20 protein-coding genes and 2 pseudogenes are annotated in these 25,664 nt (G+C 48.4%); 11 read left to right on the top strand and 11 right to left on the bottom strand.

Annotation, left to right across the window (positions count from 1 at the left end; genetic code table 11):
- Positions 1 to 2: 2 nt before the first annotated feature.
- On the bottom strand, positions 3 to 1,631 hold the full coding sequence (locus ACL9RG_RS18745) for a ShlB/FhaC/HecB family hemolysin secretion/activation protein (protein ID WP_422794150.1): 1,629 nt from the start codon (positions 1,629 to 1,631) through the stop codon (positions 3 to 5).
- Between the two features lie 590 nt (positions 1,632 to 2,221).
- Here ACL9RG_RS18745 and ACL9RG_RS18740 point away from each other — a divergent pair.
- The 3 genes from ACL9RG_RS18740 (at position 2,222) to ACL9RG_RS18730 (ending at position 5,456) form a co-directional block, all read left to right on the top strand.
- Positions 2,222 to 3,979 (top strand): ABC-F family ATP-binding cassette domain-containing protein, encoded by a 1,758-nt coding sequence (locus ACL9RG_RS18740; RefSeq protein ID WP_422794149.1) that lies wholly within the window; start codon positions 2,222 to 2,224, stop codon positions 3,977 to 3,979.
- Between the two features lie 158 nt (positions 3,980 to 4,137).
- Complete coding sequence (locus ACL9RG_RS18735) at positions 4,138 to 4,722, top strand: RBBP9/YdeN family alpha/beta hydrolase (protein WP_422794148.1); 585 nt, start codon at positions 4,138 to 4,140, stop codon at positions 4,720 to 4,722.
- 5 nt (positions 4,723 to 4,727) lie between these two features.
- Positions 4,728 to 5,456 (top strand): 2-phosphosulfolactate phosphatase, encoded by a 729-nt coding sequence (locus ACL9RG_RS18730; protein ID WP_422794147.1) that lies wholly within the window; start codon positions 4,728 to 4,730, stop codon positions 5,454 to 5,456.
- On the opposite strand, the gene arsH is transcribed toward ACL9RG_RS18730, so the two are convergent.
- The 5 genes from arsH to ACL9RG_RS18705 all read right to left on the bottom strand — a co-directional run bounded on the left by arsH (position 5,453) and on the right by ACL9RG_RS18705 (position 8,956).
- The gene (gene arsH / locus ACL9RG_RS18725) at positions 5,453 to 6,175 is read right to left on the bottom strand and encodes an arsenical resistance protein ArsH (RefSeq protein WP_422794146.1); all 723 of its coding nucleotides are present in this window, start codon (positions 6,173 to 6,175) and stop codon (positions 5,453 to 5,455) included. The genes ACL9RG_RS18730 and arsH overlap by 4 nt on opposite strands.
- Positions 6,176 to 6,619, bottom strand: coding sequence for an arsenate reductase (glutaredoxin) (gene arsC / locus ACL9RG_RS18720; protein WP_422794145.1), 444 nt, complete (start codon positions 6,617 to 6,619; stop codon positions 6,176 to 6,178).
- Positions 6,620 to 6,644: 25 nt separating this feature from the next.
- Positions 6,645 to 7,928, bottom strand: a complete 1,284-nt coding sequence (locus ACL9RG_RS18715) for an arsenic transporter (RefSeq protein WP_422794144.1) — start codon at positions 7,926 to 7,928, stop codon at positions 6,645 to 6,647.
- A 52-nt stretch (positions 7,929 to 7,980) separates the two neighbouring features.
- Positions 7,981 to 8,334 (bottom strand): metalloregulator ArsR/SmtB family transcription factor, encoded by a 354-nt coding sequence (locus ACL9RG_RS18710; RefSeq protein ID WP_422794143.1) that lies wholly within the window; start codon positions 8,332 to 8,334, stop codon positions 7,981 to 7,983.
- Positions 8,335 to 8,485: 151 nt separating this feature from the next.
- Complete coding sequence (locus ACL9RG_RS18705; protein ID WP_422794178.1) at positions 8,486 to 8,956, bottom strand: GNAT family N-acetyltransferase; 471 nt, start codon at positions 8,954 to 8,956, stop codon at positions 8,486 to 8,488.
- Here ACL9RG_RS18705 and ACL9RG_RS18700 point away from each other — a divergent pair.
- Positions 8,945 to 9,197 (top strand): annotated as a pseudogene (locus ACL9RG_RS18700) (IS1 family transposase); the annotation flags it as partial. The gene ACL9RG_RS18705 and the pseudogene ACL9RG_RS18700 overlap by 12 nt on opposite strands.
- Positions 9,198 to 9,353: 156 nt before the next feature.
- Here ACL9RG_RS18700 and ACL9RG_RS18695 read toward each other — a convergent pair.
- On the bottom strand, positions 9,354 to 11,198 hold the full coding sequence (locus ACL9RG_RS18695) for a polyurethanase (protein WP_422794142.1): 1,845 nt from the start codon (positions 11,196 to 11,198) through the stop codon (positions 9,354 to 9,356).
- Between the two features lie 402 nt (positions 11,199 to 11,600).
- On the opposite strand from ACL9RG_RS18695, the pseudogene ACL9RG_RS18690 reads away from it, so the two are divergent.
- From ACL9RG_RS18690 to ACL9RG_RS18675, 4 genes and pseudogenes are all read left to right on the top strand, one after another.
- Positions 11,601 to 11,714: pseudogene (locus ACL9RG_RS18690) on the top strand (IS1 family transposase); the annotation flags it as partial.
- Positions 11,715 to 12,222: 508 nt separating this feature from the next.
- Positions 12,223 to 12,939: a gluconate 2-dehydrogenase subunit 3 family protein gene (locus ACL9RG_RS18685; protein WP_422794141.1), complete on the top strand. Its 717-nt coding sequence runs from the start codon at positions 12,223 to 12,225 to the stop codon at positions 12,937 to 12,939.
- Entirely contained in the window at positions 12,939 to 14,717 is a 1,779-nt protein-coding gene (locus tag ACL9RG_RS18680) for a GMC family oxidoreductase (RefSeq protein WP_422794140.1), read from the top strand. Before ACL9RG_RS18685 ends, ACL9RG_RS18680 begins: the two co-directional genes overlap by 1 nt.
- 66 nt (positions 14,718 to 14,783) lie before the next feature.
- The gene (locus tag ACL9RG_RS18675; RefSeq protein ID WP_422794177.1) at positions 14,784 to 16,085 is read left to right on the top strand and encodes a c-type cytochrome; all 1,302 of its coding nucleotides are present in this window, start codon (positions 14,784 to 14,786) and stop codon (positions 16,083 to 16,085) included.
- Positions 16,086 to 16,207: 122 nt separating this feature from the next.
- Here the strand turns inward: ACL9RG_RS18675 and ACL9RG_RS18670 are convergent, their stop codons facing one another.
- The 3 genes from ACL9RG_RS18670 to prpB all read right to left on the bottom strand — a co-directional run bounded on the left by ACL9RG_RS18670 (position 16,208) and on the right by prpB (position 19,856).
- A complete protein-coding gene (locus ACL9RG_RS18670; RefSeq protein ID WP_422794139.1) occupies positions 16,208 to 17,662 on the bottom strand; it encodes a bifunctional 2-methylcitrate dehydratase/aconitate hydratase in 1,455 nt (484 codons plus the stop codon).
- A 75-nt stretch (positions 17,663 to 17,737) separates the two neighbouring features.
- Positions 17,738 to 18,901, bottom strand: coding sequence for a bifunctional 2-methylcitrate synthase/citrate synthase (gene prpC / locus ACL9RG_RS18665; protein WP_422794138.1), 1,164 nt, complete (start codon positions 18,899 to 18,901; stop codon positions 17,738 to 17,740).
- Between the two features lie 70 nt (positions 18,902 to 18,971).
- Positions 18,972 to 19,856 (bottom strand): methylisocitrate lyase, encoded by an 885-nt coding sequence (gene prpB, locus ACL9RG_RS18660; RefSeq protein ID WP_422794137.1) that lies wholly within the window; start codon positions 19,854 to 19,856, stop codon positions 18,972 to 18,974.
- A gap of 301 nt (positions 19,857 to 20,157) precedes the next feature.
- On the opposite strand from prpB, the gene prpR reads away from it, so the two are divergent.
- The 3 genes from prpR to ACL9RG_RS18645 all read left to right on the top strand — a co-directional run bounded on the left by prpR (position 20,158) and on the right by ACL9RG_RS18645 (position 23,817).
- Positions 20,158 to 21,807 carry a propionate catabolism operon regulatory protein PrpR gene (gene prpR / locus ACL9RG_RS18655; RefSeq protein WP_422794176.1) on the top strand — a complete coding sequence of 550 codons (1,650 nt, stop codon included), beginning with the start codon at positions 20,158 to 20,160 and terminating at the stop codon, positions 21,805 to 21,807.
- 128 nt (positions 21,808 to 21,935) lie between these two features.
- Positions 21,936 to 23,006, top strand: coding sequence for a bifunctional transcriptional activator/DNA repair enzyme AdaA (locus ACL9RG_RS18650; protein WP_422794136.1), 1,071 nt, complete (start codon positions 21,936 to 21,938; stop codon positions 23,004 to 23,006).
- Positions 23,007 to 23,220: 214 nt separating this feature from the next.
- Entirely contained in the window at positions 23,221 to 23,817 is a 597-nt protein-coding gene (locus ACL9RG_RS18645) for a cytochrome b (RefSeq protein ID WP_422794135.1), read from the top strand.
- 71 nt (positions 23,818 to 23,888) lie between these two features.
- Here ACL9RG_RS18645 and potE read toward each other — a convergent pair whose 3' ends face one another.
- Positions 23,889 to 25,217: a putrescine-ornithine antiporter gene (potE, locus tag ACL9RG_RS18640; protein WP_422794134.1), complete on the bottom strand. Its 1,329-nt coding sequence runs from the start codon at positions 25,215 to 25,217 to the stop codon at positions 23,889 to 23,891.
- Positions 25,218 to 25,664: the final 447 nt, after the last annotated feature.

Below are 25,664 nucleotides of genomic sequence, written 5' to 3'. Positions count from 1 at the left end.
AATTACAATGCAAAGCTAATGCGGTAATAGACTGTGATGTGGTCTGGTGACAGTGAATCTGGGTATTTCAGCGGCCAACCCACGGTAAACTGACTGGAAAGATGGCTATTGGCGCTGGTAAGCCCGATTGCGCTACCCCATAGCGTGCCAGAAGCGTTGATGTCCTGGTTACCGTGTTGCAGATAGCCGCCATCTAAGGCCACAACGCTGCTGATTTGCCCCAGCCCCGGCAACGTGAACAACTGGGTATCTAATTCATTACGCCAATAACCGCCGTTATCACCAGAGAGGTATTGTTCTTTAAAACCGCGCACCGAGCTTTCCCCGCCAATCGTCAGTCGTTCGCTGCCGTAGAGACGGTCATTGGTCCACTGTCCGTAAGCACTGGTTAGCCAGGTAGTTTTCGCCGTAATCGGGCGGTAATAACTGGTGGACAGCACCCACTTGGAAAACTCAGCACGAGGTGCATCAGGCGCTTTATCTCGATCGTTTTCGCCACCTAACCAAGGTACGCCGCGGCTCAATGCCGGGTTAAAGGTGGCGTAGCCGCCCCATAATTTTTGGCTGTAATTAATACCGGCAGTCCAACTGGTCAGGCTACGGATACCGCTTTCGAGCGGCGCATCGTTGAGGTAATTGCGGTTGAAGCGATGGGTGACGCCGAAGGTAGCGGCGGTTTTCATGTCGCCATTGCGCAATAACACCCGAGAGATGTTGAAGCGATGCGCCTGACTATCACCGCTGGATCGCCATTGATAGCCTTGGGACAAGATAGTGCTGAGATAATCGCTGTAGCTATAGTTGTAATCAAACAACCAGTAACCGTAAGGCAGGCTCACGCCCGCCTGCACGCTTTGTGCATCCCGACTGTTAGAAAACGCGCTGCTGCGCGCCCCGCTGACAAACCATTGGTCCGCCAGGCCAAATAAGTTATTCGCCGTCAGAGAACTATTTATCTGCCCTACTCCAGTACTTCTTTGCCCGCTATTATCAAAGCCAAGGCCAAGAGTAATAGGAAACTCTGGTTTCTCGGTTAAATTAACAATGGAATATCCCGGTTGACTGCCTGGTTGAATTTCAATCTGTACCGGTGTTTTACGCAGGCGATTAATTTGTTCCATACCTTGCTCAATATCCCGCAGATTGAGGATATTGCCGGTAAGCCGGGGAAAGGTCATCGCTAAGGTGCGAGCAGGAATATTGTCGATTTTAATTGCTTCGAGCTTGCCTTCCATCACCACTAAATTGAGGGTGCCGGTTGAGAGGTCTTGCTCGGTGAGAAATGCGCGGCTGGTAATATAGCCTTTAGCGATATACCAATCCGAGACTTGTTTGACCAAGGAATTAATCTGATTAATACCTAAACACTGTTGCAAATAAGGTTGGGTCAGTTGACGCTGAACTCGAGCATTAAGCAGAGTGGCACCAGTGAAGGTAATAGAATGGATATCAAAACAGGGGCCTTGAGAGGCAGAAGTAGGCTGCATCGGTACAATGTCTGGCCGCTGACTGCGCTGTAACTCTTCACGCTGCTGTTGGTTTTGTTGCAATAATTGGCGTTGCTGTTGCTCAATACTATCGCGATCGGCCGGACTAAGCGGGGCCGCAAGGGAAATAATCGGCAAGAGCATTATCAAGGCCAATATATATCGGCCTAAAATGGCAGAAAATTGACCCCACGACGCTTTCTTCCACGCACTGAACTTTATTGTTCTATTCACTCGTATCGAACTTATGCTTTCCATCTATCAGGCACGCTCTTAACGTGCTGATGAGTCAACACATCAAATTAAAATTAATAAATTGAATTAGGATTTTATTTACACAAATTGACATATCGGCAAGGAAACATGAAAGTTTAGTGTTTTTGAAGAAAAAAATTTGGCTTAAAACCCCTCATATATAGGGGATATGTTTATGAACTTCACAAAACGCTCAATATTGAGTAGCACTTTCAAAAAAGCCGTCTAAAATCTTTGCCACCGATTCACCAACTGACTAAAAATAAGGAGGCCTACCATGATGTTTTGTGAAATTGAAATTATTAATTTTTCACATTCCTTTGGTGATGGTCGTTGCTCAAGCGTTGCCGGTATCGTGCTGCGATAACCCTGCTTGAGCGAAGCTTACTGAATAAAATCCTCTTCTCTCGGGCTTACCGGGTTGTCGTCAGCGTTTATTGACGACGGGCATTTCTATGCCTGTAAATCTGGACAAAGCAATGAGCATATCTTTTAGTTCACAAACATTACTTTCTGCACAATCCGTTTCCATTGATACGTCTTTCGGTCCGCTGCTGACTGATATCTCCTTTAATTTAAAAAAGGGCGATCGCATCGGCTTAATCGGTCATAACGGCTGTGGCAAATCAACCTTACTAAAAATCCTGAGTGGCGATATTGAGGCCTCAAGCGGCACCATTACCGCGGCTAATCAGTGTTTAATGGCCAGAATCGAGCAGCAGGTGCCGGAATCTCTCAGTGAGGTGACGTTACTTGACGCAGTGATTGCCAGATTGCCAGAGGCAGAACGTGTCGACCAAGCCTGGCAGGCGGAAATCCTGCTCAATAATTTGGGTTTTACCACCGAGCAATGGTCGTTAAACGTTGCTGCACTCAGCGGCGGTCAGCATACGCGACTGCTGTTGGCACGCGCGCTGATTCTGCAACCTGATTTATTGCTGCTTGACGAGCCGAGCAACCATTTGGATTTACCAACGTTGCTGTGGCTGGAAAACTTTCTGAAAAACTGGCGAGGCAGTTTCGTGCTGGTATCGCACGACCGCTATTTGCTCGATGCCGTGACTAACTGCACCTGGATTTTACGCGATAAAACGCTGCAATTTTTCCAACTGCCGTGTTCGCAGGCCAAGCTGGCGTTGGAGGAGAAAGACCTCGCTGATGCCCATCGCCATCGCGCTGAACAAAAGGAGATTGATCGGGTAGAGAAGAGTGCCAAACGCTTAGCCGTATGGGGCAAAGTGTATGATAACGAAGACCTGGCTCGCAAAGCCAAACAGATGGAGAAACGCGTCGATAATTTGAAGGAGGAGCAGACGCAACTGGCGGCAGCCAGCGCGTGGCGGCTAACATTACGCGGTGAAAAGCTTGATGCAGACCGGCTTTTAGCGCTCTCCAATTGCCATCTTCGCCCGGCACCACAGGCACCAGTTTTATTCCATCTGCTGGCGCAACAGGTAAAAAGCGGCGATCGCATCGCCATTATGGGCCGCAATGGCTGCGGAAAATCTTCGCTATTACGACATTTATGGCAGAATTTTCAGCAGGCAGAGAATCTGGCCGACGGCGTGGTTTTCCATCCTCGATTACACGCAGGTTACTATGATCAGAGCTTGCAGCAGCTTGATGATGACGATTCTCTCAGCGAGAGTTTATGTCATTTTGCGGCGCTGACCGAAGATCAGCGCAAAATGGCGTTAATCGGCGCAGGGTTTGCTTTCGTTCGCCATCAGCAGAAAGTCAGCAGCCTCAGTGGCGGTGAACGTTCGCGTTTACTGTTTGTTGGGCTAACCTTGGCTAGGTACTCGCTGTTGCTATTAGACGAACCTACTAACCATTTAGATATGGAAGGGAAAGAAGAACTGGCGCAAACTCTGCAACAGTTTGCAGGAGCCGTGATGTTAGTCAGTCACGACAGGATGCTAATTGAACAAAGTTGTAACAGATTCTGGTTGATTAATCAGGAAAAACTGGAAGAGTGGAACACTCTGGAACAGGTTTACGCTATTTTGGGTGATAAACCGGCTAACGAACAGACGTTAAGTACCGCAATCACTAGGAAACCCGAGGCGTTATCGCCGCTTCCTAGCGATGAAGAACGGTTACTGGCGCGGTTAGTTGAATTAGAAACGCAGTTGGAAGCAGAGTTGGCACGCAAGGCTAAGCATCAAAAGCCGGTGATTCAACAACAAATACGTCAGGAAATCGCGCTAATTAGTGATCGGTTATTCTTAGATTAACCCGACAGGCCGTCTGCGGACGGCCTGATTTATACCCACGTGACTTAAGGATATGTACCCAAGAAACGTCGAGAGCAGTCAACACCTCTGCAACTTGAAGTATGTTGGGTATCGGTAGGCGGGGTATATCGGATGATATGGTCAAAAAGGGTCAATACATGGCAGCAAAACACCGTCTTTTCATTGTTCATGGTTATCTGGCAGGTCCACATTTTCATTGGTTTAACAGTGTTAAGACACAGGCGGAAGCGTTAGGGATGGAAGTTGTGGTTCCAGCAATGCCAACGCCAACAAAACCCGAGCCGAACGCCTGGCTCAAGACATTAGAACACGCCGTCGGTCAGGTTGATGCACATACCTATTTTGTTGGTCATAGCCTCGGTGGCCTGACGTTATTGCAATATCTGAGCCAACAAAAAGTAACAACATGTGTGGCTGGCGCGATTCTGGTAGCAAGTTTTGATGAACCTCTGCACACCTTACCGCAGTTAGATGCCTTTAGCGCATCGCCGCTGGATCACAGCAAATTGCAGAAAACCATTCCGCGCTGCGCGGTGATCACTTCGCTCAACGATCAGATTGTGCCGCCAGAATACAGCTTGCGTTTAAGCCAGAATTTGAATGCTACTCTGCACGGTCTGCCGAATGCCGGGCATTTCCTGGAAAGCGATGGATTTAGCGAATTACCGCTGATTACAGAATTCCTCGAAGCTTTTATTGCTGACGTTGAAGCCTGTGCCTAACGCAGATGAGCTACTTCTCCCAGCAGGATTGTGACGTTCGTCTGGAATGGGGCCCCAACGCCATTGCGCAGTTAGGGCCTGAGGCAGATTGCATCATTATTATTGATGTGATGTCGTTTTCAACCTGTGTCAGTATCGCCTGCGATCGCCAGGCGGTGATTTATCCCTTTCAATGGAAAGATCACCGGGCGCTCGAATACGCGGCATCGATAGGCGTTGAAAGCGCTAATATCGACCGCCGTTTTACCGGTCAAGGCTTCTCGTTATCACCGGTATCGATATCTTCGCTGCCTACAGGGCATCGACTCGTGTTGCCCTCCCCCAACGGTTCAGCGCTGACATTTCAAGCCAAAGCGTTATCGGCTAAGGTGTTTAGCGCCAACTTGCGAAATCTGCACGCCACGGCGAAAGCCTGTGAGAATTTTCAGCGCATTTTACTGGTGCCCGCCGGGGAGAAATGGCCAGATGGCTCGCTACGCCCTGCCATTGAGGATTTGATTGCCGCCGGTGGCATTATTTCTCACTGGCAGCACAAACGCCTGTCCCCAGAAGCGCAAATAGCCCTCGCGAGCTACCAGCAATCGGCACAGCGCCAGCACCAACCGCTACGCGAATGCAGCTCAGCGGTTGAACTTATCGAACGGGGGTTCGCTGAAGATGTCCAACTGTGCTGCGAGCAAGATATTAGCTCGCTGGCCTGTTATTTACAGGGAGATTGCTTTGTTGGCATTTAAATCTTTACCTGGTTAACTCTGGCCGATAACTCAGCGGCACTCTCTTTTCTTTCACTGTATCGGTCAACGAGATAGGCTGAATTTCCACGTGTGAGTAAGGTAAATTTCATCAACTCCTCCATCACATCGACAATACGGTCGTAATAAGCCGAAGGCTTCATTCGGCCAGCATCATCAAATTCCTGCCAGGCTTTAGCAATGGAGGATTGGTTAGGGATAGTGATCATCCGCATCCAACGCCCGAGAATACGCATCTGATTAACGGCGTTAAAAGATTGCGAGCCGCCGCTCACCTGCATGATAGCTAAGGTTTTTCCTTGAGATGGCCGCACCGCACCTTCGGACAGAGGTATCCAGTCAATTTGTGTTTTCATAATGCCAGTCATTGCGCCGTGTCGTTCCGGCGAACACCACACCATTCCCTCAGACCAGCGGACTAGCTCTCTCAATTCGGCAACTTTGGGATGCGTATCAGGCGCATCGTCAGGGAGCGGTAAACCGGAAGGATTAAAGATACGCACATCGGCTCCCATCGCCGTCAGTAATCGTGCCGCCTCTTCCGTTGCCAAGCGGCTAAAAGAACGTTCACGCAGTGATCCATAAAGCATGAGTATTCTTGGCTGATGGCGAGCAGGCTCAAGATTAAAGCGTTCAATGCTGAGATTAGGTTCGAATAACGTCGTATCAACATTGGTAAGATCTTCTACAGTCGTTTTCATTTACTTATCTCCATTCCATGCAGAAACACGCTGTAAATCTGCGCCAATCACCCACTCTCCATCCTCTTTCACAAAAGGTTTTTGCGGAGGATTAGGCAGAATATCGAGCACGGCTTCCGAAGGGCGGCAAAGTTTGGTTCCCAGCGGCGTAACAACAATCGGGCGGTTAATCAGGATCGGATGAGCAAGCATGGCATCGATTAACTGCTCATCGCTAAAATGGTCTTCGGCCAGCTGTAGCTGCGCATAAGGCTCGACATTTTTGCGCAGCAATTCCCGCGCGCTAATGCCCATTTGCGTCAGCAGTGCTATCAGCTTTTCACGCGACGGTGGCGTGGCAAGATAGAGAATAATCTCTGGTTCAACACCACTATTGCGGATCAATGCCAATGTGTTGCGCGATGTACCACAGGCTGGATTGTGGTAAATGGTAATATCAGTCATGGTGATTATCTCCTGGGATTTCAGGCTAAATAGACAGTCGGATAGCCAAGGCGGCTAGCGTGACGAACAGTACCGGCACGGTCATCACAATGCCGACGCGGAAATAGTATCCCCACGAGATTTTGATATTTTTCTGCGCCAGTACATGCAACCAAAGCAAGGTCGCCAGACTGCCGATTGGCGTGATTTTGGGCCCAAGATCGCAACCGATAATATTGGCGTAGATCATCGCCTCTTTTAATAATCCCGTTGCTGAGCTGCCCTCAATCGATAAAGCACCGATCAGTACCGTTGGTAGATTGTTCATCACTGACGATAAAAATGCGGTCAGGAAACCGGTTCCCAGCGTAGTTATCCATAATCCGTGCTGGGTAAGTTGGTTAAGAATCGAGGAAAGGAAATCGGTCAACCCGGCATTGCGCAGACCATAAACCACCAGATACATCCCCAGCGAGAAGATCACTATCTGCCACGGCGCACCGCGCAGGACTTTGCCAGTATTGATGATGTTGCCTTTGCGAGCCACCACATAAAGGAGTAATGCGGCAACGGCAGAGATCAAGCTAACCGGCACGCCCAGCGGTTCTAAACCAAAGAAACCAACCAGCAATAATGCCAGCACAATCCAACCCGTTTTAAAGGTGGCCGCATCGCGAATCGCCAAGCGAGGTTGTTTAAGTTTGGCCAGATCGTAAGTGACAGGAATTTCTTTGCGGAAAAATAGATGCAGCATGACCAAGGTCGCCACAATCGCTGCGATATTGACCGGCACCATGACCGAGGCGTAATCGTTAAAGCTCAGCTTGAAGAAGTCTGCCGAGACGATATTCACCAAATTAGAAACCAGCAAAGGCAGGCTTGAAGTATCAGCAATAAATCCCGCCGCCATCACAAAAGCGAGCGTAGCGCCACGACTAAAGCCTAACGCCAGCAGCATGGCAATGACAATCGGCGTCAGAATTAAGGCTGCCCCATCGTTGGCGAATAACGCGGCAACCATCGCGCCAAGCAGCACAATCCAGGTCAAAAGCCGTTTACCCTTGCCCTGTCCCCAACGGGCAACGTGTAAGGCAGCCCATTCAAAGAAGCCCGACTCATCAAGCAATAAACTGATAATAATGATGGCAATAAACGTGGCGGTCGCATTCCAGACGATTTGCCAGACGATGGGAATATCGCCCAGATGTACAACCCCGGTCGCCAGCGCCACCAGCGCCCCAAAGACGGCGCTCCACCCTATTCCCAGTTTTTTAGGCTGCCAAATAACCAGCGCCAGCGTAGCAATAAAAATGACAACGGCAAGTAACATGATGACACCTCAAATACATATGAAAAATCATATATATTAATGTTTTTTTAAATTAAGAACATGTTGAACGAACAGCAGAGGACACTGAACTGTTGTGGATCTTTTTACTTAATTGCCTGATGTCATCGAGCTGACATTGATAGGCCTGTTCAAGAATATTGGCGATCCACACCGGGATTTGTGGAGAAAGACGATAATACACCCACTTGCCTTCTCGTCTATCGGCAAGCAACCCGCTGTTTCTGAGCATTGCGAGATGACGGGAGGTTTTAGGCTGTGACTCATCCAGCACGGCCGTGATATCACAAACACACAGCTCACCACTGTGTTTTAGCAATAGCATAATGGTCAGTCGTGTTTCATCCGACAGGTATTTGAAAAGCTGTAGTGGCGTAATTGGCAACATTCTTTCTCAGTCTTAGACGACCTAACATTGCCAGCAGTATAATCCATACATATGAAAAAACAAATATGATCTATTTTCATACGCTAAAAAGTATTTACACACCACAAAGTATTTACAGACCATAAAGTAGCGCCAATTAATGCACAGGGAGCTAAGTACGTAAATCAGGAGCCACTGCCGACCAATCACGCTGACTGAGCGTGAACAACAAGCTTGCGGGTGCCCCTGCTACGTCGTTAATTTTACCGGTCAGCTTCAGTCCTGATTTAATCAGTACATTTTGCGATGGCAGGTGATTCTCACGTACGCGAGCAGAAAGCTCACTTAAACCCAGCTTCTCAAATGCAACGGCAACTAAAGATATCGAAAACTCAGTCGCATAGCCTTTGCCCCAGGCCTGGGTTGCAAAACGATAGCCGAGGTTGTTAATCGCCTCACCTTCGAACGAGACAACGCTAATACCACCAAAACCTATCACCTGCTGCGGCTCACTCAGCTCAGAAATGGCTAGCATGCCAAAACCATATTTATCCCAATGCTCCAACCATCCAGCTAACACTTTTTGCGCGTGCTGCAAATTAGGATAAGGCCCGGCTGGATTGAAGGTATTGGTCGCCGAAATGCTCTGACATTAAAATATCTTTTGGTTTTGTTGAGTCAGTTTAATATCGCCTTCTACATGAGCGATACGTGGCCGATATACCGGACTTTGCAGGCCTAAACCAGCCATGTTGCCAGTAAAAATATCCCCGCGGATAGAGCAACATAATCTTAAATTACGACCCCATCTTAAGCGAGTTGTCCGTAAGACCATCTGTTTCCCAAAGTCAGAAGAAATTCACGATAAAATCATCGGATGGTAACTGACGATCAATCACTACCACTAAATTTGCGTCACGATCGGTTTTCAATACTACGTCTGTGATAGCGCGCCAAATTTAAATTTTCCTTATTTTTTCATGATGATAAATAATTAAACACAGATAACGGGCAGCAATCCCTGCTGCCCCCCGACTTCCTTATGCCAGCACTACCTGATCGCAGCCACATCCCTCCAGCGATACGCCCACAAGCGTGACCTGATTTTCGCCAAAGGTCAGCACCAGATCGCCATTCTGTTGCGATGCGTAGTCATGGAAATCGCCGCTGGCCCCCCCGGTGCCCATAAATACCAGCTTGTCCGTAGCCTCAAAGCCGTACAGCACGTCCTGGCCAAAGTCACCGCTGAACAGGAACGTGTTATTGCCTCCGGCGCTCTGCAGGATATCGTCACCGCTGCCACCGACATAGGTGAGATTACCGCTGTCGCGGCCAATGAGGATGTCGTTCCCGGCATTACCGAAAAGCCAGGCATCATTGACACCTGCCTGCAAAACGTCATCCGCCGCGCTACCGTTGACAGACGACGCCCAGGCCTGGAGACCGCTATCAGATTTCAGCCCTTCATCGGTGACCTGATGATCGACCTCTTTATGGAAGATGATCCACGAGGACTCCTTGCTGCGCACCGTGTCGATATTCTCTGCCAGAGTGATACCACCATGAGCATCACGTAGATAGAGCGTATCGCCGTCCCGTGCGATTTCGGTGTTTTTCAGTGCCTGGCGGGTATCGAAAGTATTGTGGCCTTCACCGCCCAGAATCACGTTGTAGCCGCCGTCGTCACGGAAAATGTCATCCCCGCTGCGTCCCTCCAGGTAGTCGTTCCCTGATCCGCCTTTAATCAGGTCGTTACCGTCGCTGCCGATGATAAACGTCGGGCCGCTGTGGGGCTCTGCGTTACGGTTCAGATCCTGGACCCAGGTATCGCTCCGGGCGGGATTTGAAAGATTCGACACGATGATGGTCGAGTTTCTGTCAGTGAGGGAGTAAAAATCAGAGTCCAGCACACGGCTCAGGCCGTCCTGATAAGGGGTTGGCAGATGCGACACCCAAGTAGGAAGATTAAGAATCGAGTAAGGGAGCAGGTTCCATCCCCCTGAAGCATAGTGGTCGTTGAAGTTAACAATGTTATTGGTTGCAGACGCGTGCGGCGCATCGTGTATCCCCAGCGAGTGCAACGTCAGCGATGTGCCATCGAGAGCTCGGAAAACCGGATCGTTTTCATAACCCACGTTGATCACTTTGTCGTCAGCCTCATACTGCGTCGGAGAAGCAAAGGCGACATAGCTGGCGTCCGTGTAAAAACCGTCCCACAGCGCGTCACTCTGTGAGGCCATGCTATTCACGGCCAGGCCACCCAGGCTATGGCCACTGACCAGAATGTCCTTACCGCTCAGGCCGTTTGCCTGTGCAAAGGCCGCTACGTCACTCAACAGGTTACCGAAGGCGTTCGGGACATACCCCTCGGAGTAGCCTCCAGGGCCGAACCCGGCCAGCAGATCGTTAATCACATCGCCGATGGTGTCGGTAATCAGAGATTCCCGTGGTCCGCTGGTACCGCGAAAGGCAATGCCAATGGCGGTGAGATTGCCTTCATCGTCATATTTACCCAACACTTCGGCCTGGGCAGAGGTGTAACCTGCATTTTCACCGAAGTAAGTACCGCGGCCGTCTGTTTTCCCCTGATAGCCAATCGCATCGGCGCCAATGACTGACCAGCCGGCCTGGTTTACCGCCTCGAGTGCCGCCTGTTCTGAATCAGGGTTCCACGGCACGCCCGGCAGAATGCCCTGTGAGTTGGTATTACCTAGGAGAGCGGTGACCAACGTCAGCGGCAGGCCGAGACCGAAACCGTTGTTGGCGTAACCCTCTGCGAATCCGTTATCAATGTTGTGGTAAGAGTAGGTTGAGATAGCTAATGCGTCGGCGAAGCGAGCCTTTGCGGTGCTTTCATCGAGATCACGATAGTTAAAGATGCTCATATCCGTTCCTTATCAGTGTGCCAATGGCCCAGCGATGGATAGTGCAGGGTGCATGCGGCGGAAAAAGAGGAAAGTGATGCAACCCGAACGACAGCTGGTCGGATGACTAGCTTCGGAAACATAATTATTGGCTATGATGGGAAATAATGCGAACAATTAGGAATGGAACATGTCGGGGAAAACGGCTAAACGTCTGCTAACGTCAGAGAAATTTAGCCAGTCCTTTACTTATCGCTTGCGGGTGCCACTCACTTCGAGCCGTGTCTCACCGCCTTAACGCCCAATAACTCCACTATCCACTTTGGTAATAACCACCGTAGAAGATCGTGGGCGTCCCTCCGCTTTTTGATCCGGCCAGTTGGAAACCGCGCGGGGATTGGCCGGATCGGTAATGTCATCACAGCCTTCTACATGACTGATGCCTGGCCGGTATAACGGGCTTTGCTGGCCTCAACTAGCCATGTTGTCAGTAAAAAATATACCCAGCGGATAGAGCGCAAAAATTTTATCACGCGAGCTGATTAGCTAGCTCTTCTGAAGTGTAGGGAGTAAGCAGATTCTTATCCGTTGTTCAACCCACAGATTGGTGAGCAGTATCACAATCATCACAAAATGAGAGAGGACCCGACACTACATATATAACGTAACAACTTCCCGATTAAAAAATAACTAACTCATATCATTAATAAAAATATATCAGAGAGTTAAGTGCAAGGCTAAAAATTCATAAACCTTACAAAAGTTTACATAGGTAAAAAATTCGTATGGGTTTTGAAAAATGTACTACATTTCAAATATACAAAAAAAGAATAAATGTAACTTAATGAAAATAACAATTAAATGAAATAACCAAGATTGAAAATTAAATAATCATTAAAAAACAATTAGTTAAATTTCAATTAAAGCACTCAATCATAAATTATTGAGAAAGAAAGTATGTTATGAGATCGTATAGCACTGAGTTTTTTTAATTATTTTATTAATAATAATTTATTAATTTTTTGTCATTTAGGAACAAGAGAGCATGTCAAAAAATACTGGAAATAACAGAAGAGATTTCATCAGAAATGTCTTTGTTGCGGCTCCAGCTATCGCCCTATTTGGTAGCCAGCCCTCTCATGTATTAGCCGCTGAAGGCAGCGCACCTCAACCAACAATGGCTGACTATACGCCCCTCTATTTTAAGAAAGAGGAGTGGGCATTTATCAGCGCAGCGGTGGATTGTTTAATTCCTCACGATGAACATGGCCCCGGCGCACTGGAAACACAAGTTCCAGTATTTATTGACCGGCAGATGTTTGGCTATTTTGGCCATGCCGCGACCTGGTATATGGAAGGGCCATTTGATCCTTCTGCCGGTGCGGATCGTGGTTATCAGTTGCCTTTAACCCCGCAGCAGCTTTATCGCATTGGTATTGCAGAAACCGATAAATATTGCCTGGATAAGTATAAAAAGGTATTTGCCGAACTGACTAACGAGCAAAAAGTCGCGGTACTTGAAGGGTTGGAAAAACACGAAATTACCTCGCCACGTTTGCCTTTAGATACCTTCTTTTCCTTCTTGTTAGACAATACCAAAGAGGGATATTTCGCCGATCCAATTCACGGCGGCAACAAAGATATGCAGTCCTGGAAGATGATCGGTTATCCGGGGGCTCGTGCGTCCTACTATGAGTGGGTCGATAAATACAATGTCCACTACCCTGTTGGACCGGTTAGCCTGAAAGGGGTAGAACTGTAATGTCCAAAATCGTTAATAAAAAAGTGGATGTGGTGCTTGTCGGTCTCGGCTGGACCAGCTCAGTAATGGCGATGGAGTTGGCTGAAACCGGGCTAGAAATGCTGGCGCTGGAACGTGGTGAAGACCGCGATACCGTGCCAGATTTCGCCTATCCAAAAATGGCCGATGAACTCAGCTACGCCGTGCGCCTGCAACTGATGCAAAATCTTTCCAGCGGTACGGTGACAGTACGCCGTAATGAGCAAGAGACCGCGCTGCCTTATCGCTCGATGGGGGCATTCCTGCCGGGTACTGGTGTAGGCGGCTCGGGGATTCACTGGGGAGCTTATACCTTCCGCCCCTTGCCCGAAGAGTTGAGATTATACAGCTACGTCAAAGAAAAATTTGGCGCGGAGACGATGCCTGCCGACATGACGATTCAGGATTATCCGGTCAGTTATGAAGAGCTGGAGCCCTATATTACTCGTTTCGAGCAGATCGTCGGGATCTCCGGTATTGCGGGCAACGTTAACGGTAAAAAAGTCGCTGGCGGTAACCCGTTTGAAGGCTACCGCTCTGCGCCTTTGCCACTGCCACCACTAAAGAAAACCTACAACGTCAGTATGTTCGAGCAAACCGTGCAGTCGATGGGTTATCATCCTTACCCAACGCCAGCCGGGATTGCTTCACAAGCTTATACCAACCCTTATGGTATGCAGCTTGGTCCCTGTAACTTCTGCGGTTTCTGCGACCATTACGGCTGCCTTAACTACTCCAAAGCCTCGCCGCAAACCTGTGTGATGGATGCCTTAAAACGCTATAAGAACTTCAAGTACAAAACCGGCTGTGAAGTGACTCGCGTTAACATGGACAGCAGCGGCAAAAAAGCTACTGGCGTTACTTATGTTGATACGCAAGGTAACGAAGTCGAGCAGCCTGCTGATTTGGTTATTCTGGGTGCCTTCCCGTTCAGCAACGTCCGCTTGTTGCTGCTCTCCGGCATTGGTAAACCTTATGAACCTGCGAAAAACAGCGGTGTAGTAGGTCGTAACTTTGCCTACCAGAGTACCGGCGGCGCGACCCTGACCTTCCCAGATAAAGCCTTCAATACCTTTATTGGCGCTGGTGCTAACTCGGTAGGGATCGATGATTTTGCCACCAGCCAAATCGACTTCAAAAAAGAAGGCTTTATTGGCGGTGCGATCATCAAAACTTCGCAGAGCGGCAGCGGCCCGATCAAAGGTACGCCGGTTCCAGCGGGTACCCCAAAATGGGGCTCGGCCTGGAAGAAAGCCGTTAAAGAGAATTATGGACATACCATGAGCATTGAAGTGCATGGAAGCAATATGTCTTATAAAAATAACTATCTGGATTTAGACCCGACCTATAAAGATCGCTGGGGCAATCCGTTATTGCGCATGAATTTTAACTGGCATGATAACGACATGAAGATGCTGGCGTTTATGAAGGCTCGCGTTGAAGAAATTGCCAAGAAAATGAACCCGGCTAGCTTCACCACCTCCTTTAAGAAAGTCGGTGAGCAATTTGACGTCAGGCCTTACCAGACCACACACGTGGTCGGCGGCGCGGTGATGGGCGATCATCCGTCAAACAGCGTAGTAAACAAGTATATGCAGAGCTGGGATGTACCTAACCTGTTTGTTATCGGCGCCAGCGCGTTCCCGCAAAACATCCAGTACAACCCAACCGGTCTGGTGGGTGCACTTGTGCTCTATTCGGCGAAGGCTATTCGTGAGCAATACCTTAAATCCCCGGCTCCGCTTGTTGAATTAGGTTGAGATGACGTCATGAAGAAAATCACCGCCCCACTCTTTTTCGCACTGGCGTCTTGTGCGGCAAGCCATATGGCTTTTGCTGATACCACGCCTGATGACAGCGCCCTGATAAAACAAGGGGAATACATTGCCAGAACCGGCGACTGTATGGCCTGCCACACCGTGGGCAATAACAAACCTTACAGCGGCGGCCTCGGCATTAAGAGCCCGTTTGGGATTATCTATTCCACCAATATTTCTCCCGACCCTAAATTCGGCATCGGCGATTACACCGAGAAAGAGTTTGCCGATGCGGTACGCAAAGGCGTGCGCAAAGATGGCTCTTACTTGTATCCAGCAATGCCTTACCCGTCTTATGCCAAGATGACGGATCAGGATATTCACGCGCTGTATGTCTATTTCATGCATGGTGTGCAGCCGGTAGCAGAACAGGCCAAACAGACCGACCTGAGTTTCCCGTTCAACCAGCGCTGGGGCATCATGTTCTGGGATAAATTATTCACCGACGACGGTGCGTTTAAACCGACCGCCAGCCGCAGTGACGAAATCAATCGCGGGGCTTATCTGGTGCAGGCAGCAGGACACTGTGGCAGTTGCCACACGCCTCGCGCTATCTCGATGCAGGAAAAAGCCTACGACGACAGCAGCGACCAATATCTGGCAGGCACCGAGCTTAACGGTTGGAATGTGCCGAGTCTGCGCGCCGGTGGCGATGGCAGCAAAGGTATTGATGGCTGGAGCGTGCAGGATATCGTTGATTATCTACAAACGGGTCGTAACGTTCATGCTGCCGTTGGCGGTGAGATGACCGCGGTTATCCAACACAGCACCAGTCATATGACTGATGCTGACGTGAAAGCTATCGCAGAATATTTGAAGACCTTGCCACAGCAGTATGCGGCCGGTGACAGCAAATCATTCTCTGAAGATGCGCGTAAGAAAACCGAGGATCAGTTAACCCAGGCCACTAATCTGACCGCCGGACAGCGCGTGTATCTGGATAACTGTGCCGCCTGCCACTTTGTTAGCGGCAAAGGCGCGCCAAATGTGTTCCCACCGCTGGCGGGTACCGCGTTAGCCAACTCCGCCAACCCGACAGGATTAGTGTCTATTATCCTCAACGGTTCGCGTCTGCCAACGACACCGAAAGCGCCGACTCAGTTGGCCATGCCAGACTTCGGATGGCGTCTTAACGACCAGCAAGTTGCAGATTTGGCGACCTTTATCCGCAGCGGCTGGGGGAATAGCCAAACGGCAGTGAGCGCCGCTGATGTGAAAAAAATCAGAGCGCAACTTCCACCACCGGCAGTCACCTCTAAACCGGGTGATTTGGATGGTGTCGAGCACTATTCCTCGCAAAAGTCACAATAAAGCGATAGTCAGTCGCTCACGCGCCCTATTTTACGGGGCGCGTTTTTTACATGCTCATCTCGGTCAAGGCAGTAAGCAAGCCCAACCAGCACAAAAGCAACGTCAAGTATGGCGGGGATCCTTTAAATCACATATAAATCCAGATATTCATTGACCGGCATTTGCACGAGTTTCTCCAGATCCAATGAAGCATCGAGGATCCGCTGCTGCTGTTTTTCTGGGAATTGGCGCGCCAGGTTGGTTTTGAATTTCTTCACTAGCAATGGGATCCCGTCCTGACGACGGCGAGCGTGGCCAATCGGGTATTCCACCAGCACTTCCTCAAATGTGCTGCCGTCGTTAAATTCCACGCTGATGCCATTGCCGATCGCCCGTTTTTGCGGGTCATGATAATCCTGAGTCAACATAGGGTCTTCAACACAGGTAATTTTCTCCCGCAGCGCATCAATGCGCTGATCGGCGGCGATGCCATCTTCATAATCTCCGGCGGTTAAGCGGCCAAATATCAGCGGGATCGCCACCATATATTGAATACAGTGATCGCGGTCGGCCGGGTTATTCAGCGGACCATGTTTATCAATGATACGGATGCAGGCTTGGTGAGTACGAATAGTAATACGCTTAATATCCTCAGCGCGTTTACCCGTCTGCTGCAATTGTTGATGGACTGTCATCGCGGCTTCAACCGCCGTCTGCGCATGGAACTCTGCCGGGAAAGAGATTTTGAACAGCACATTTTCCATCACATAGTTGCCATAAGGCCGCTGGAATTTAAAAGGTTTGCCGTTAAACAGCACATCATAGAACCCCCAGGTTTTAGCGGTGAGCGCAGAGGGATAGCCCATCTCGCCCGTTTTGGCTATCAACGCCAGGCGTACCGCCCGCGAGGTAGCATCGCCCGCCGCCCATGATTTACGTGAACCGGCGTTAGGCGCATGGCGATAGGTACGCAGCGATTGTCCGTCTATCCAGGCGTTAGATACCGCGCTTAAGATTTCGTCACGCGATAGCCCAAGCATCTCGGCAACAACGGCGGTAGAGGCTACTTTCACTAACAGTACATGGTCCAGGCCAACCTGATTAAAGGAGTTTTCCAGCGCTAAACAGCCTTGAATTTCATGGGCTTTGATCATCGCAGTCAATACATGGTGCAAAGTTAACGGTGTTTTGCCTGCCGCCACCGCCGTGCGCGATAGCCAGTCGGCTGTAGCCAGAATACCGCCGAGGTTATCAGAGGGATGGCCCCACTCTGCCGCTAACCAGGTATCATTAAAATCCAGCCAGCGGATCATCGCACCGATATTAAATGCCGCCTGTATTGGGTCGAGCTGGAATTGCGTACCGGGCACCCGCGCGCCTTGGGGTACAACGGTTCCCGGTACAATCGGTCCCATTAACTTTTTACACGCCGGGTATTCCAGCGCTTCAAGCCCGCAACCGAGCGTATCCAGCAGGCAATAATGCGCGGTTTCAAACGCCACCTTGGAAGTAATATCGTACTGCATAACATAATCGACAATATCTACCAGCACGGCATCATAGTCTGCACGAGTGGAAATATTGAGTGATGAAGACATGGGGATTCCTTAATGCCTCAATTTAATGAGGCATAATATGAGTGTTAACGTTTTAAATAATGAGCGCTTATGTAATTAACGCTTATCCAACGGAATAAAGGGCAAATCGTCGGGTCCGATATAATTGGCCGCCGGGCGGATAATTTTATTATCCTTACGCTGTTCAATGATGTGTGCCGCCCAACCGCAGGTGCGGGCCATCACAAACAGCGGTGTAAACATCACTGTAGGAACACTCAAACGGTGATAAGCCACCGCAGAGAACCAGTCGAGATTCGGGAACATCTGTTTCTCATCCCACATCACCGTTTCCAGTCGATCGGCAATATCAAATATTTTGCTATCGCCAGCCTGCTCAGATAATTCACGTGCAACCTGTTTGATCAAGCTATGGCGCGGGTCGGCAATGGTATAAACCGGGTGACCGAAACCAATCACCACCTCTTTATTGGCGAGTCGCAGTTTGATGTCGTTTTCCGCTTCATCCGGCGTGGCGTAACGTTGCTGGATCTCCAGCGCCACTTCGTTAGCTCCGCCGTGTTTTTTCCCGCGCAATGCGCCAATAGCGCCGGTAATCGCCGAATAGATATCGGAGCCGGTGCCGGCAATCACCCGAGAGGTAAAGGTCGAAGCATTAAATTCATGCTCGGCGTATAAGATTAGCGAGGTGTGCATCGCCCTGATCGCTTGCGCGTCCGGCTTTTCACCATGCAGCAGATGCAGGAAATGCCCACCGATTGATTCATCGTCGGTTTCTACCTGAATACGGTTGCCGTGATGGCTAAAGTGATACCAATACAGCAGCATCGACCCAAGCGACGCTAGCAAGCTGTCGGCAATATCGCGCGCACCGGCAACGGAGTGATCTTCTTTTTCTGGCAGAGTACAACCGAGCGCCGATACGCCGGTTCGCATGACATCCATCGGGTGTGAGGCCGCGGGTAAAGCTTCTAATACGGCTTTGACTGAAGCGGGCAATCCGCGGCGTGAGCGTAACTTTTGCTTATAGGCCGCTAATTCTGCACTGGTCGGCAACGCGCCGTAGATTAGCAGATACGCCACTTCTTCAAATTTACAATATTGTGCTAAATCAACAATATCGTAACCAAGATAATGCAGATCGTTGCCGCTGCGTCCCACGGTACATAAAGCGGTATTCCCCGCAACAACGCCGGACAGGGCAACAGATTTTTTAGGTGTGAAGGTGGTAGGTTGTGAGTCGATATTCTCTTTGCTCATAATCATTCCCTCGTTCTGTAACGATATAAATAGTCAGAGATGGATGACGCCTTTTCTGTAAGGCAAGCCGTTAAACTTTTTTAGCAAATAACCGATCGAGCTTTTGTTCGTATTCGTAGTAGTTAATACATTGATAAAGTTCTGCGCGAGTTTGCATGGTATCGACCAGATGCTTTTGGGTACCCGCCTGACGTAACCCACGATAGAGATTTTCTGCCGCTTTATTCATCGCGCGGAAGGCTGAAAGCGGGTAAAGCGCCATGGCGACTCCCACCGTTCTTAGCTCATCTAAGGTAAACAGCGGCGTGACGCCAAATTCGGTGAGGTTAGCTAAAATAGGTGCGCCAGAGGTTTTCGCAAATACCGAATACATATTTAGCTCAGTGACCGCTTCCGGGAATACCATATCGGCACCGGCCTCAACATAGGCGTGAACGCGTGCCAGCGCGGCTTCAAGGCCTTCTGCCGCCAGCGCATCGGTACGCGCCATGATGACAAAGTTCTCATCGGTGCGAGCATCGACCGCCGCTTTGATGCGGTCGACCATCTCTTGTGTGCTGACGATCTCTTTATTAGGGCGGTGCCCACAGCGTTTAGCGCCTATCTGATCCTCGATATGCAGTGCTGCCGCCCCTGCTTTACCTAGCGATTTTACGGTGCGAGCGATATTGAAAGCCGAGGAGCCAAACCCTGTATCAGCATCGACCAATAACGGTAAATCGCACACGTCGGTAATGCGGCGAACATCAGTCAATACATCATCGAGCGTAGAAATACCTAAATCTGGCAAGCCAAGAGACCCCGCCGCTACCCCGCCGCCGGACAGATAAATAGCCTGATAGCCCGCCTGTTTAGCCAGCAAAGCATGATTAGCATTGATGGTACCTACAATCTGTAATGGCGATTCTTGAGTCAGGGCAGCGCGAAATACGCTACCAGGTGAAGATAAAGTCATAATTACCTGCCTGTTAATCTGCTGTTGAATGCGTTATTCGCTTTCTTTATTCACGCCCTCTATTAAACATAGCAAGGGGGGTGCCAACTGCTATGCACCGACCTCTCAATTCACAAACAAAAATAAATAACACCAATTTATCAAACAGTTATAAAAATAATGAGATTAAACAAAGACATTGGGCTGCTGATATTGTTATCTACTACGTTTCAAGTTATGTTCCATTTTTCGTTTCATTTTTTCTTAATGAAACAATAAAGAAACAAGTATGAAATCAGAACAGCGTTCAACGAGGAACAAGATGGCGAACTCTTCACTATTTAGCAGCGAAGCCGGAGATAAACCGGTGATCTGGACAGTATCTATTTCGCGATTGGCAGATCTTTTCCGCGATATCAGTCTGGAGTTCGATGACCGCGCGACTATCACGCCGATCCCGCACGGTTTTGAAAAAGCCGTGCAATTCATCAGAAAAAAACTGGCAACTGAACGCTGTGATGTGATTATTTCTTCCGGCTCAAACGGCGCTTACCTAAAAAGCCGTGTTTCGGTACCGGTGATTACCGCCAGAGCCAGCGGTTTTGATGTGATGCAAGCGTTGGCTAAAGCGCGAAAAATTAGTGAGAAAATCGGCATCATTACTTATCAGCAAACCCTGCCCCAGTTGGCCGAGTTTCAGCAGGCGTTTGATTTACCGATTGAACAACGCAGCTACGCCACGGAAGAAGACGCCCGTGCACAGATAAATGAGCTGAAAGCCAAAGGGACTGAGGTGATTATTGGGCAGGGAATGGTCACTGATTTAACGATGGAAGCCGGGCTGACTGGCATTTTTGTCTATTCTGCCAATTCGGTACGTCAGGCATTTAATGACGCGATAGATTTGTCTCGTTTAACCCGTGCCGGTGTCAATCAGAACCACACCTATGCTTCACCTAACGCATTACGTCCACGCCATAATATCAGTGATTTACAGGGTGAATCTCCGGCGATGGAACAAGTTCGCCAATCTATTTTGCTTTATGCCCGTTCCCCCGCCGCCGTATTGATCCAAGGCGAAACTGGCACCGGTAAAGAACTGGTGGCACAAGCGCTGCATCGTGAATATGTGGCCAGGCAGCCCAATCGCCATGATAAGAAAAGTGCACCTTTTGTCGCGCTAAATTGTGGCGCAATCACCGAGTCACTACTCGAAGCTGAATTATTTGGTTATGAGGATGGCGCATTTACCGGTTCTCGCCGCGGTGGACGAGCGGGATTATTTGAAGCGGCAAACGGCGGGACGCTATTTCTCGATGAGATAGGCGAGATGCCATTGTCGATGCAAACTCGCTTATTACGGGTATTGGAGGAACGCAGCGTGGTGCGAGTCGGCGGCCATCGCCCTATTAACGTCAATGTGCGGATCATCAGTGCTACCCATTGTGATCTTGATAGCTGGCAGCAACAAGGACGCTTTCGTGCCGATCTTTTCTATCGCCTGAGCGTATTGCGTTTACAGTTGCCCGCACTACGGGAACGCCAGCAAGATGTGCTGACGTTAGCACAGTGGTATTTACGCCAGTCATTGACCGCGCTGAATGCCCCACCACCAGAGAATATGCTTAACGCTTTTGATCATTGCCGCGAGCTGTTGCTCAACTATCGCTGGCCGGGAAATATTCGTGAGTTGCGTAACCTAATGGAGCGCGTTGCGCTGTTTCTCAGCGCCGAGCCGCAGCGGCCTTTGGATGCTACTTTTATCCTAAGGCTGTTACCTGAGTTAGCACACTCAGAACTCAATGCATCCGACTCATTTCAAAACACAGAAACATTTTCGACACCGCCTCCCCCGGTACTTTCAGCACAACAAGCGTTGGAGAAATTTGCCGGTAATCATCAGGCAACGGCTGACTATTTAGGGATTAGCCGCACCACACTATGGCGCAGGCTGCGCCAGGAACGCGGATAAATCAGAGAGAGAATAAAAATGGTCGTCCGGTTTTCGGTTGTGAGTCTTCCCTGCTGGCGGATAATCTGGCGCTATCACAGCAAGGATGTTATCAGCGTCCGGCGGCTTAACTCTGAGGATATTTCAGCATGCAAATTACAGATGCCAGACAAATCGACCGTTATTATCAAGCGTTGTTAGCCCGCGAATCAGAGTATGTCGGTATTTTCTTTGTCGGGGTAAAAACCACCGGCGTGTTTTGCATCGCCACCTGCCGGGCGCGTAAACCAAAGTTTGAAAATGTCGATTTTTATTCAGATTTTAAAGATGCGCTGGATGCAGGATTTCGACCTTGTAAGATATGTCGTCCGACAGAAAATGCTCATGCGGCGCCTGAATCTGTGATGCAAGCCATCGAGTTAGTACGTAAAAATCCTAAAGAACGGATCAGCGACTGGCAGCTAAAACAGCACAATATTAGCCCTGAAACGACCCGCCGCTGGTTTATTAAACATTACGGTATGACCTTCCAAGCTTTTCAGCGCATGTTACGAATAAATACCGCGTTACAAGAGCTTCAAGGCGGAAGGCGCACCACCGATGTCGCACTAGATAGTGGCTATGATTCGCTGAGTGGCTTTGGTTATATCTGTAAGAAACTCACGGGTAATGCGCCATCAGAAGCAACACGCGTTATTCAATTGCATCGCTTTACGACACCAATCGGCCCGATGTTTGTTTGCGCTACCGATCGAGGTGTTTGCCTACTAGAATTTGTCGACCGGAGAATGTTAGAAACCGAATTCGAGGATCTACAACGTCGTCTTAAAGCCCGTATCATCAGCGGAGAGAATGACCATACTCGGCAAGCAGAACGAGAAATTGGTGAATATTTTGCCGGCCAGCGCCAACAGTTTGACGTTAAACTGGATGCGCCAGGCAGTGAATTTCAGCGCTCGGTCTGGTCTGCGTTGCAAAGTATTACTTACGGCAGCACGGCAAGTTATCAGCATCAGGCTGAAATCATCGGTAATCCTCATGCCGTTCGTGCCGTTGCTTCTGCTAACGGCGCTAATCGCATTGCCATTATTATTCCTTGTCATCGCGTGATTGGTAAAAACGGGGCATTAGTCGGATACGGCGGTGGCTTGGCAAGAAAACAGTGGTTAATAGAACATGAGCAACGGCATAGTGAAAATAAAGTCAAAAATAAGAAATAGCTTAGATTTATGTCTTATTTAAATTATAAATAAGACGTATTATCAACTATTATCGCTATTGATAAATTAGTGTTCAAAAATTAAAGATAACCTGTAAAAAAATTTACATATCTTGCACTTTATTTTCCATTTTTCATGCAGGTTGCTTATCTACTCTTTTATATAGTCATGCTATAACGTTTGAATCATTTATCATTTTATTAGGTGATTCATTGTGAGCCCATCCTCTAAAACCGCTCCTCGTGAGAGCTATACTCCCGTTGCTAAACTGCTTCATTGGGTAATGGCTATTATCTGGCTAACTGCCTGGGTTCTCGGTTATCTGGCAGTAAATTGGAGTGATTTACTTAATCCAAATTTTGATATCGTTGATGCTCATAAAGCACTAGCCAGTACGATTATATTCCTTGTTGTTATCCGCGTTTTTTGGCGGTTAAGTCACCCCGCCCCAGCCCTACCCAACAGCATCAGTCCATTGCTGCAACGTGTTGCACATTGGGGGCATTTTATTCTTTATGCATTTGCACTGATTGCCTTACCGCTTTCTGGTTGGATGTGGAGTTCTATTGTCGGCAGACCAATTATGATGCTGTGGATTTTCCATCTGCCGCCTTTGGTTGCGCCGCATCCTGAATATGCGCATTTAGCAAAAACTGTGCATCTCACTATTGCCTGGAGCATGGGAGCGTTAGTGCTTGTGCATATTTTGGCGGCATTAAAACACTATTTCATCGATCGGGATGGCGTCCTGGAAAGCATGGTTCCGCATGGACATTCGCGAGCATTGAAGAACACCGAAAAAAAATCGTGATAAAAGATAAGTAAAATAAAAAACCGCCAGCTCACAAGTTGGCGGTTTTTTTATTCTGAAGAGAAATCCGTTTAGTTCAGCTGTTTCTTCATAGAAAGATCGGTATCTCGTCCCGCCAGGAAACCGTAGAAGATATAGCCGACCAAAGTAATAATAGAACCGCCGAATACGGCGTCCACACCGCAGGCATAGACGCCATAAATACTATAGATAACTGCCGCAGTACCGACTGTTGATGAAATATAGTATTGCGATTTAGAAACATGGTTCTTACGCAACATAACTTGCAAGCCGGTCATCGATAGAACGTATGGCACCATATTAATAAAGACAGCCAGATTCAGCAGAGTATTGAACTGCTTGAGCAAGTTTGGCGAAATTGTCATACAGGCCAGCAATAGCTCCAGAGCCAGCATAATTAACATACCGGCAATCGGTGCATCATCTTTGCTTATTTTGCTAAAAATAGCCGGGAATAGACGATCGTCCGCTGCCGCTTTTGATACCTGAGCATTGGTAAACTGCCAGCCTAACAATGAACCGATACAGGCAATAACGGCAAGTGCAGTCACAATTTTCCCGACCATCGGCGTAAACATCATTGAGAATACTAACCCAAATGGCGCATCAGAAGTCACTAATTGGTCATTTGGAATAATACCTTGAATCACCGATGTTGACGCAATGTAGACGATAGCGGCAAAGCCGGTACCGAACAAACAAGCCAGCGGAACATTACGTTCAGGGTTTTCTACCGCATCAGAGTTTGCCCCTGCGGATTCAACACCAAGGAAGGCCCACAAAGTTAGAGAGATACCAGAAGAAATAGCCCCGCCCGTTGACATATCATGGGGGTTCCAAGACGCGGCGAACAATGCCGGGTCGAACCAGAACCAGCCGATGATCGCTAAGCCCGCGACAGGAATAATAATCCCCCAGATGGTGACGCTGGAAATGCGTTCAGTGATCTTAGGCCCTTTGAAGTTCGCGACCATCGTTAGCACTAAAATGGCGATAACCGTCAGAAAGGTATGAATTGGGGACGTTTTTATCCAAGGTAAGAATGGTGCCAGATAGCCCGCAGCAGAAACGGCTATTGCCACACAGCTGATAACCAGACAAACATAGTAAGTGTATGAAGCAATAAAGAACGATGATTTACCATGTGCTTCGGCGGCATATGCCGACATCCCGCCAGATCGCTTACAGAATGCTCCGCATTTAGCGAAGGTATAGGCAATACACATGGCCCCCGCAATGGTGACTAACCATGACAATATCGAGATTGAGCCAGTTTCAGCCAGGCTAGCTGGCAGCATAATAATTCCCGATCCCATCATATTCACTGCGACTAATATGGTTAGGCCAACAACCCCCATTTTCTTAGATTTTGTAGCCATTTACATTCTCCTGCTTATGGTTTTCATATGACAATCCCTTTATTTAACCTGGATTTAAATTCACTAATTCTCAATATAAATACCAATTATTTAACTGCGTAATTTTCAAAACGAAGTTATTTCCCAATAAAATATATTTATCTTATATTTTCGGATGATTATTCACATCAAGAATAAATCTTGAGGCAATATTATTTCTACTAAATATAAAGTCAAACAATTAACAACCAAAACATATCCTCGATCAATTTAATGCATAAACGAATTTAAAATAAAAAACAAAAGACAAAAGACAAAAGACAAAAGACAAAAGACAAAAGACAAAAGACAAAAGACAAAAGACAAAAGACAAAAGACAAAATAATTCAAACAAAAACAAAAAGATACGCGAGAGATTCGACAACAAAAAATAAGAATTCATTATTTATAAATTATTATCTTTTCATT

The organism is Rouxiella sp. Mn2063 (assembly GCF_049319665.1).
Classification (GTDB): domain Bacteria; phylum Pseudomonadota; class Gammaproteobacteria; order Enterobacterales; family Enterobacteriaceae; genus JBMOUD01.
Note: the sequence above shows the minus strand (reverse complement) of the source record. Positions and strands in the feature narration are given on the sequence as shown.

Bases quoted from the DNA above. Each gene is read 5' to 3' on its own strand.
- ACL9RG_RS18745 (WP_422794150.1), bottom strand. From the start codon at position 1,631: ATGCTCTTGCCGATTATTTCCCTTGCGGCCCCGCTTAGTCCGGCCGAT.
- ACL9RG_RS18740 (WP_422794149.1), top strand. From the start codon at position 2,222: ATGAGCATATCTTTTAGTTCACAAACATTACTTTCTGCACAATCCGTT.
- ACL9RG_RS18735 (WP_422794148.1), top strand. From the start codon at position 4,138: ATGGCAGCAAAACACCGTCTTTTCATTGTTCATGGTTATCTGGCAGGT.
- ACL9RG_RS18730 (WP_422794147.1), top strand. From the start codon at position 4,728: ATGAGCTACTTCTCCCAGCAGGATTGTGACGTTCGTCTGGAATGGGGC.
- arsH (WP_422794146.1), bottom strand. From the start codon at position 6,175: ATGAAAACGACTGTAGAAGATCTTACCAATGTTGATACGACGTTATTC.
- arsC (WP_422794145.1), bottom strand. From the start codon at position 6,619: ATGACTGATATTACCATTTACCACAATCCAGCCTGTGGTACATCGCGC.
- ACL9RG_RS18715 (WP_422794144.1), bottom strand. From the start codon at position 7,928: ATGTTACTTGCCGTTGTCATTTTTATTGCTACGCTGGCGCTGGTTATT.
- ACL9RG_RS18710 (WP_422794143.1), bottom strand. From the start codon at position 8,334: ATGTTGCCAATTACGCCACTACAGCTTTTCAAATACCTGTCGGATGAA.
- ACL9RG_RS18695 (WP_422794142.1), bottom strand. From the start codon at position 11,198: ATGAGCATCTTTAACTATCGTGATCTCGATGAAAGCACCGCAAAGGCT.
- ACL9RG_RS18685 (WP_422794141.1), top strand. From the start codon at position 12,223: ATGTCAAAAAATACTGGAAATAACAGAAGAGATTTCATCAGAAATGTC.
- ACL9RG_RS18680 (WP_422794140.1), top strand. From the start codon at position 12,939: ATGTCCAAAATCGTTAATAAAAAAGTGGATGTGGTGCTTGTCGGTCTC.
- ACL9RG_RS18675 (WP_422794177.1), top strand. From the start codon at position 14,784: ATGGCTTTTGCTGATACCACGCCTGATGACAGCGCCCTGATAAAACAA.
- ACL9RG_RS18670 (WP_422794139.1), bottom strand. From the start codon at position 17,662: ATGTCTTCATCACTCAATATTTCCACTCGTGCAGACTATGATGCCGTG.
- prpC (WP_422794138.1), bottom strand. From the start codon at position 18,901: ATGAGCAAAGAGAATATCGACTCACAACCTACCACCTTCACACCTAAA.
- prpB (WP_422794137.1), bottom strand. From the start codon at position 19,856: ATGACTTTATCTTCACCTGGTAGCGTATTTCGCGCTGCCCTGACTCAA.
- prpR (WP_422794176.1), top strand. From the start codon at position 20,158: ATGGCGAACTCTTCACTATTTAGCAGCGAAGCCGGAGATAAACCGGTG.
- ACL9RG_RS18650 (WP_422794136.1), top strand. From the start codon at position 21,936: ATGCAAATTACAGATGCCAGACAAATCGACCGTTATTATCAAGCGTTG.
- potE (WP_422794134.1), bottom strand. From the start codon at position 25,217: ATGGCTACAAAATCTAAGAAAATGGGGGTTGTTGGCCTAACCATATTA.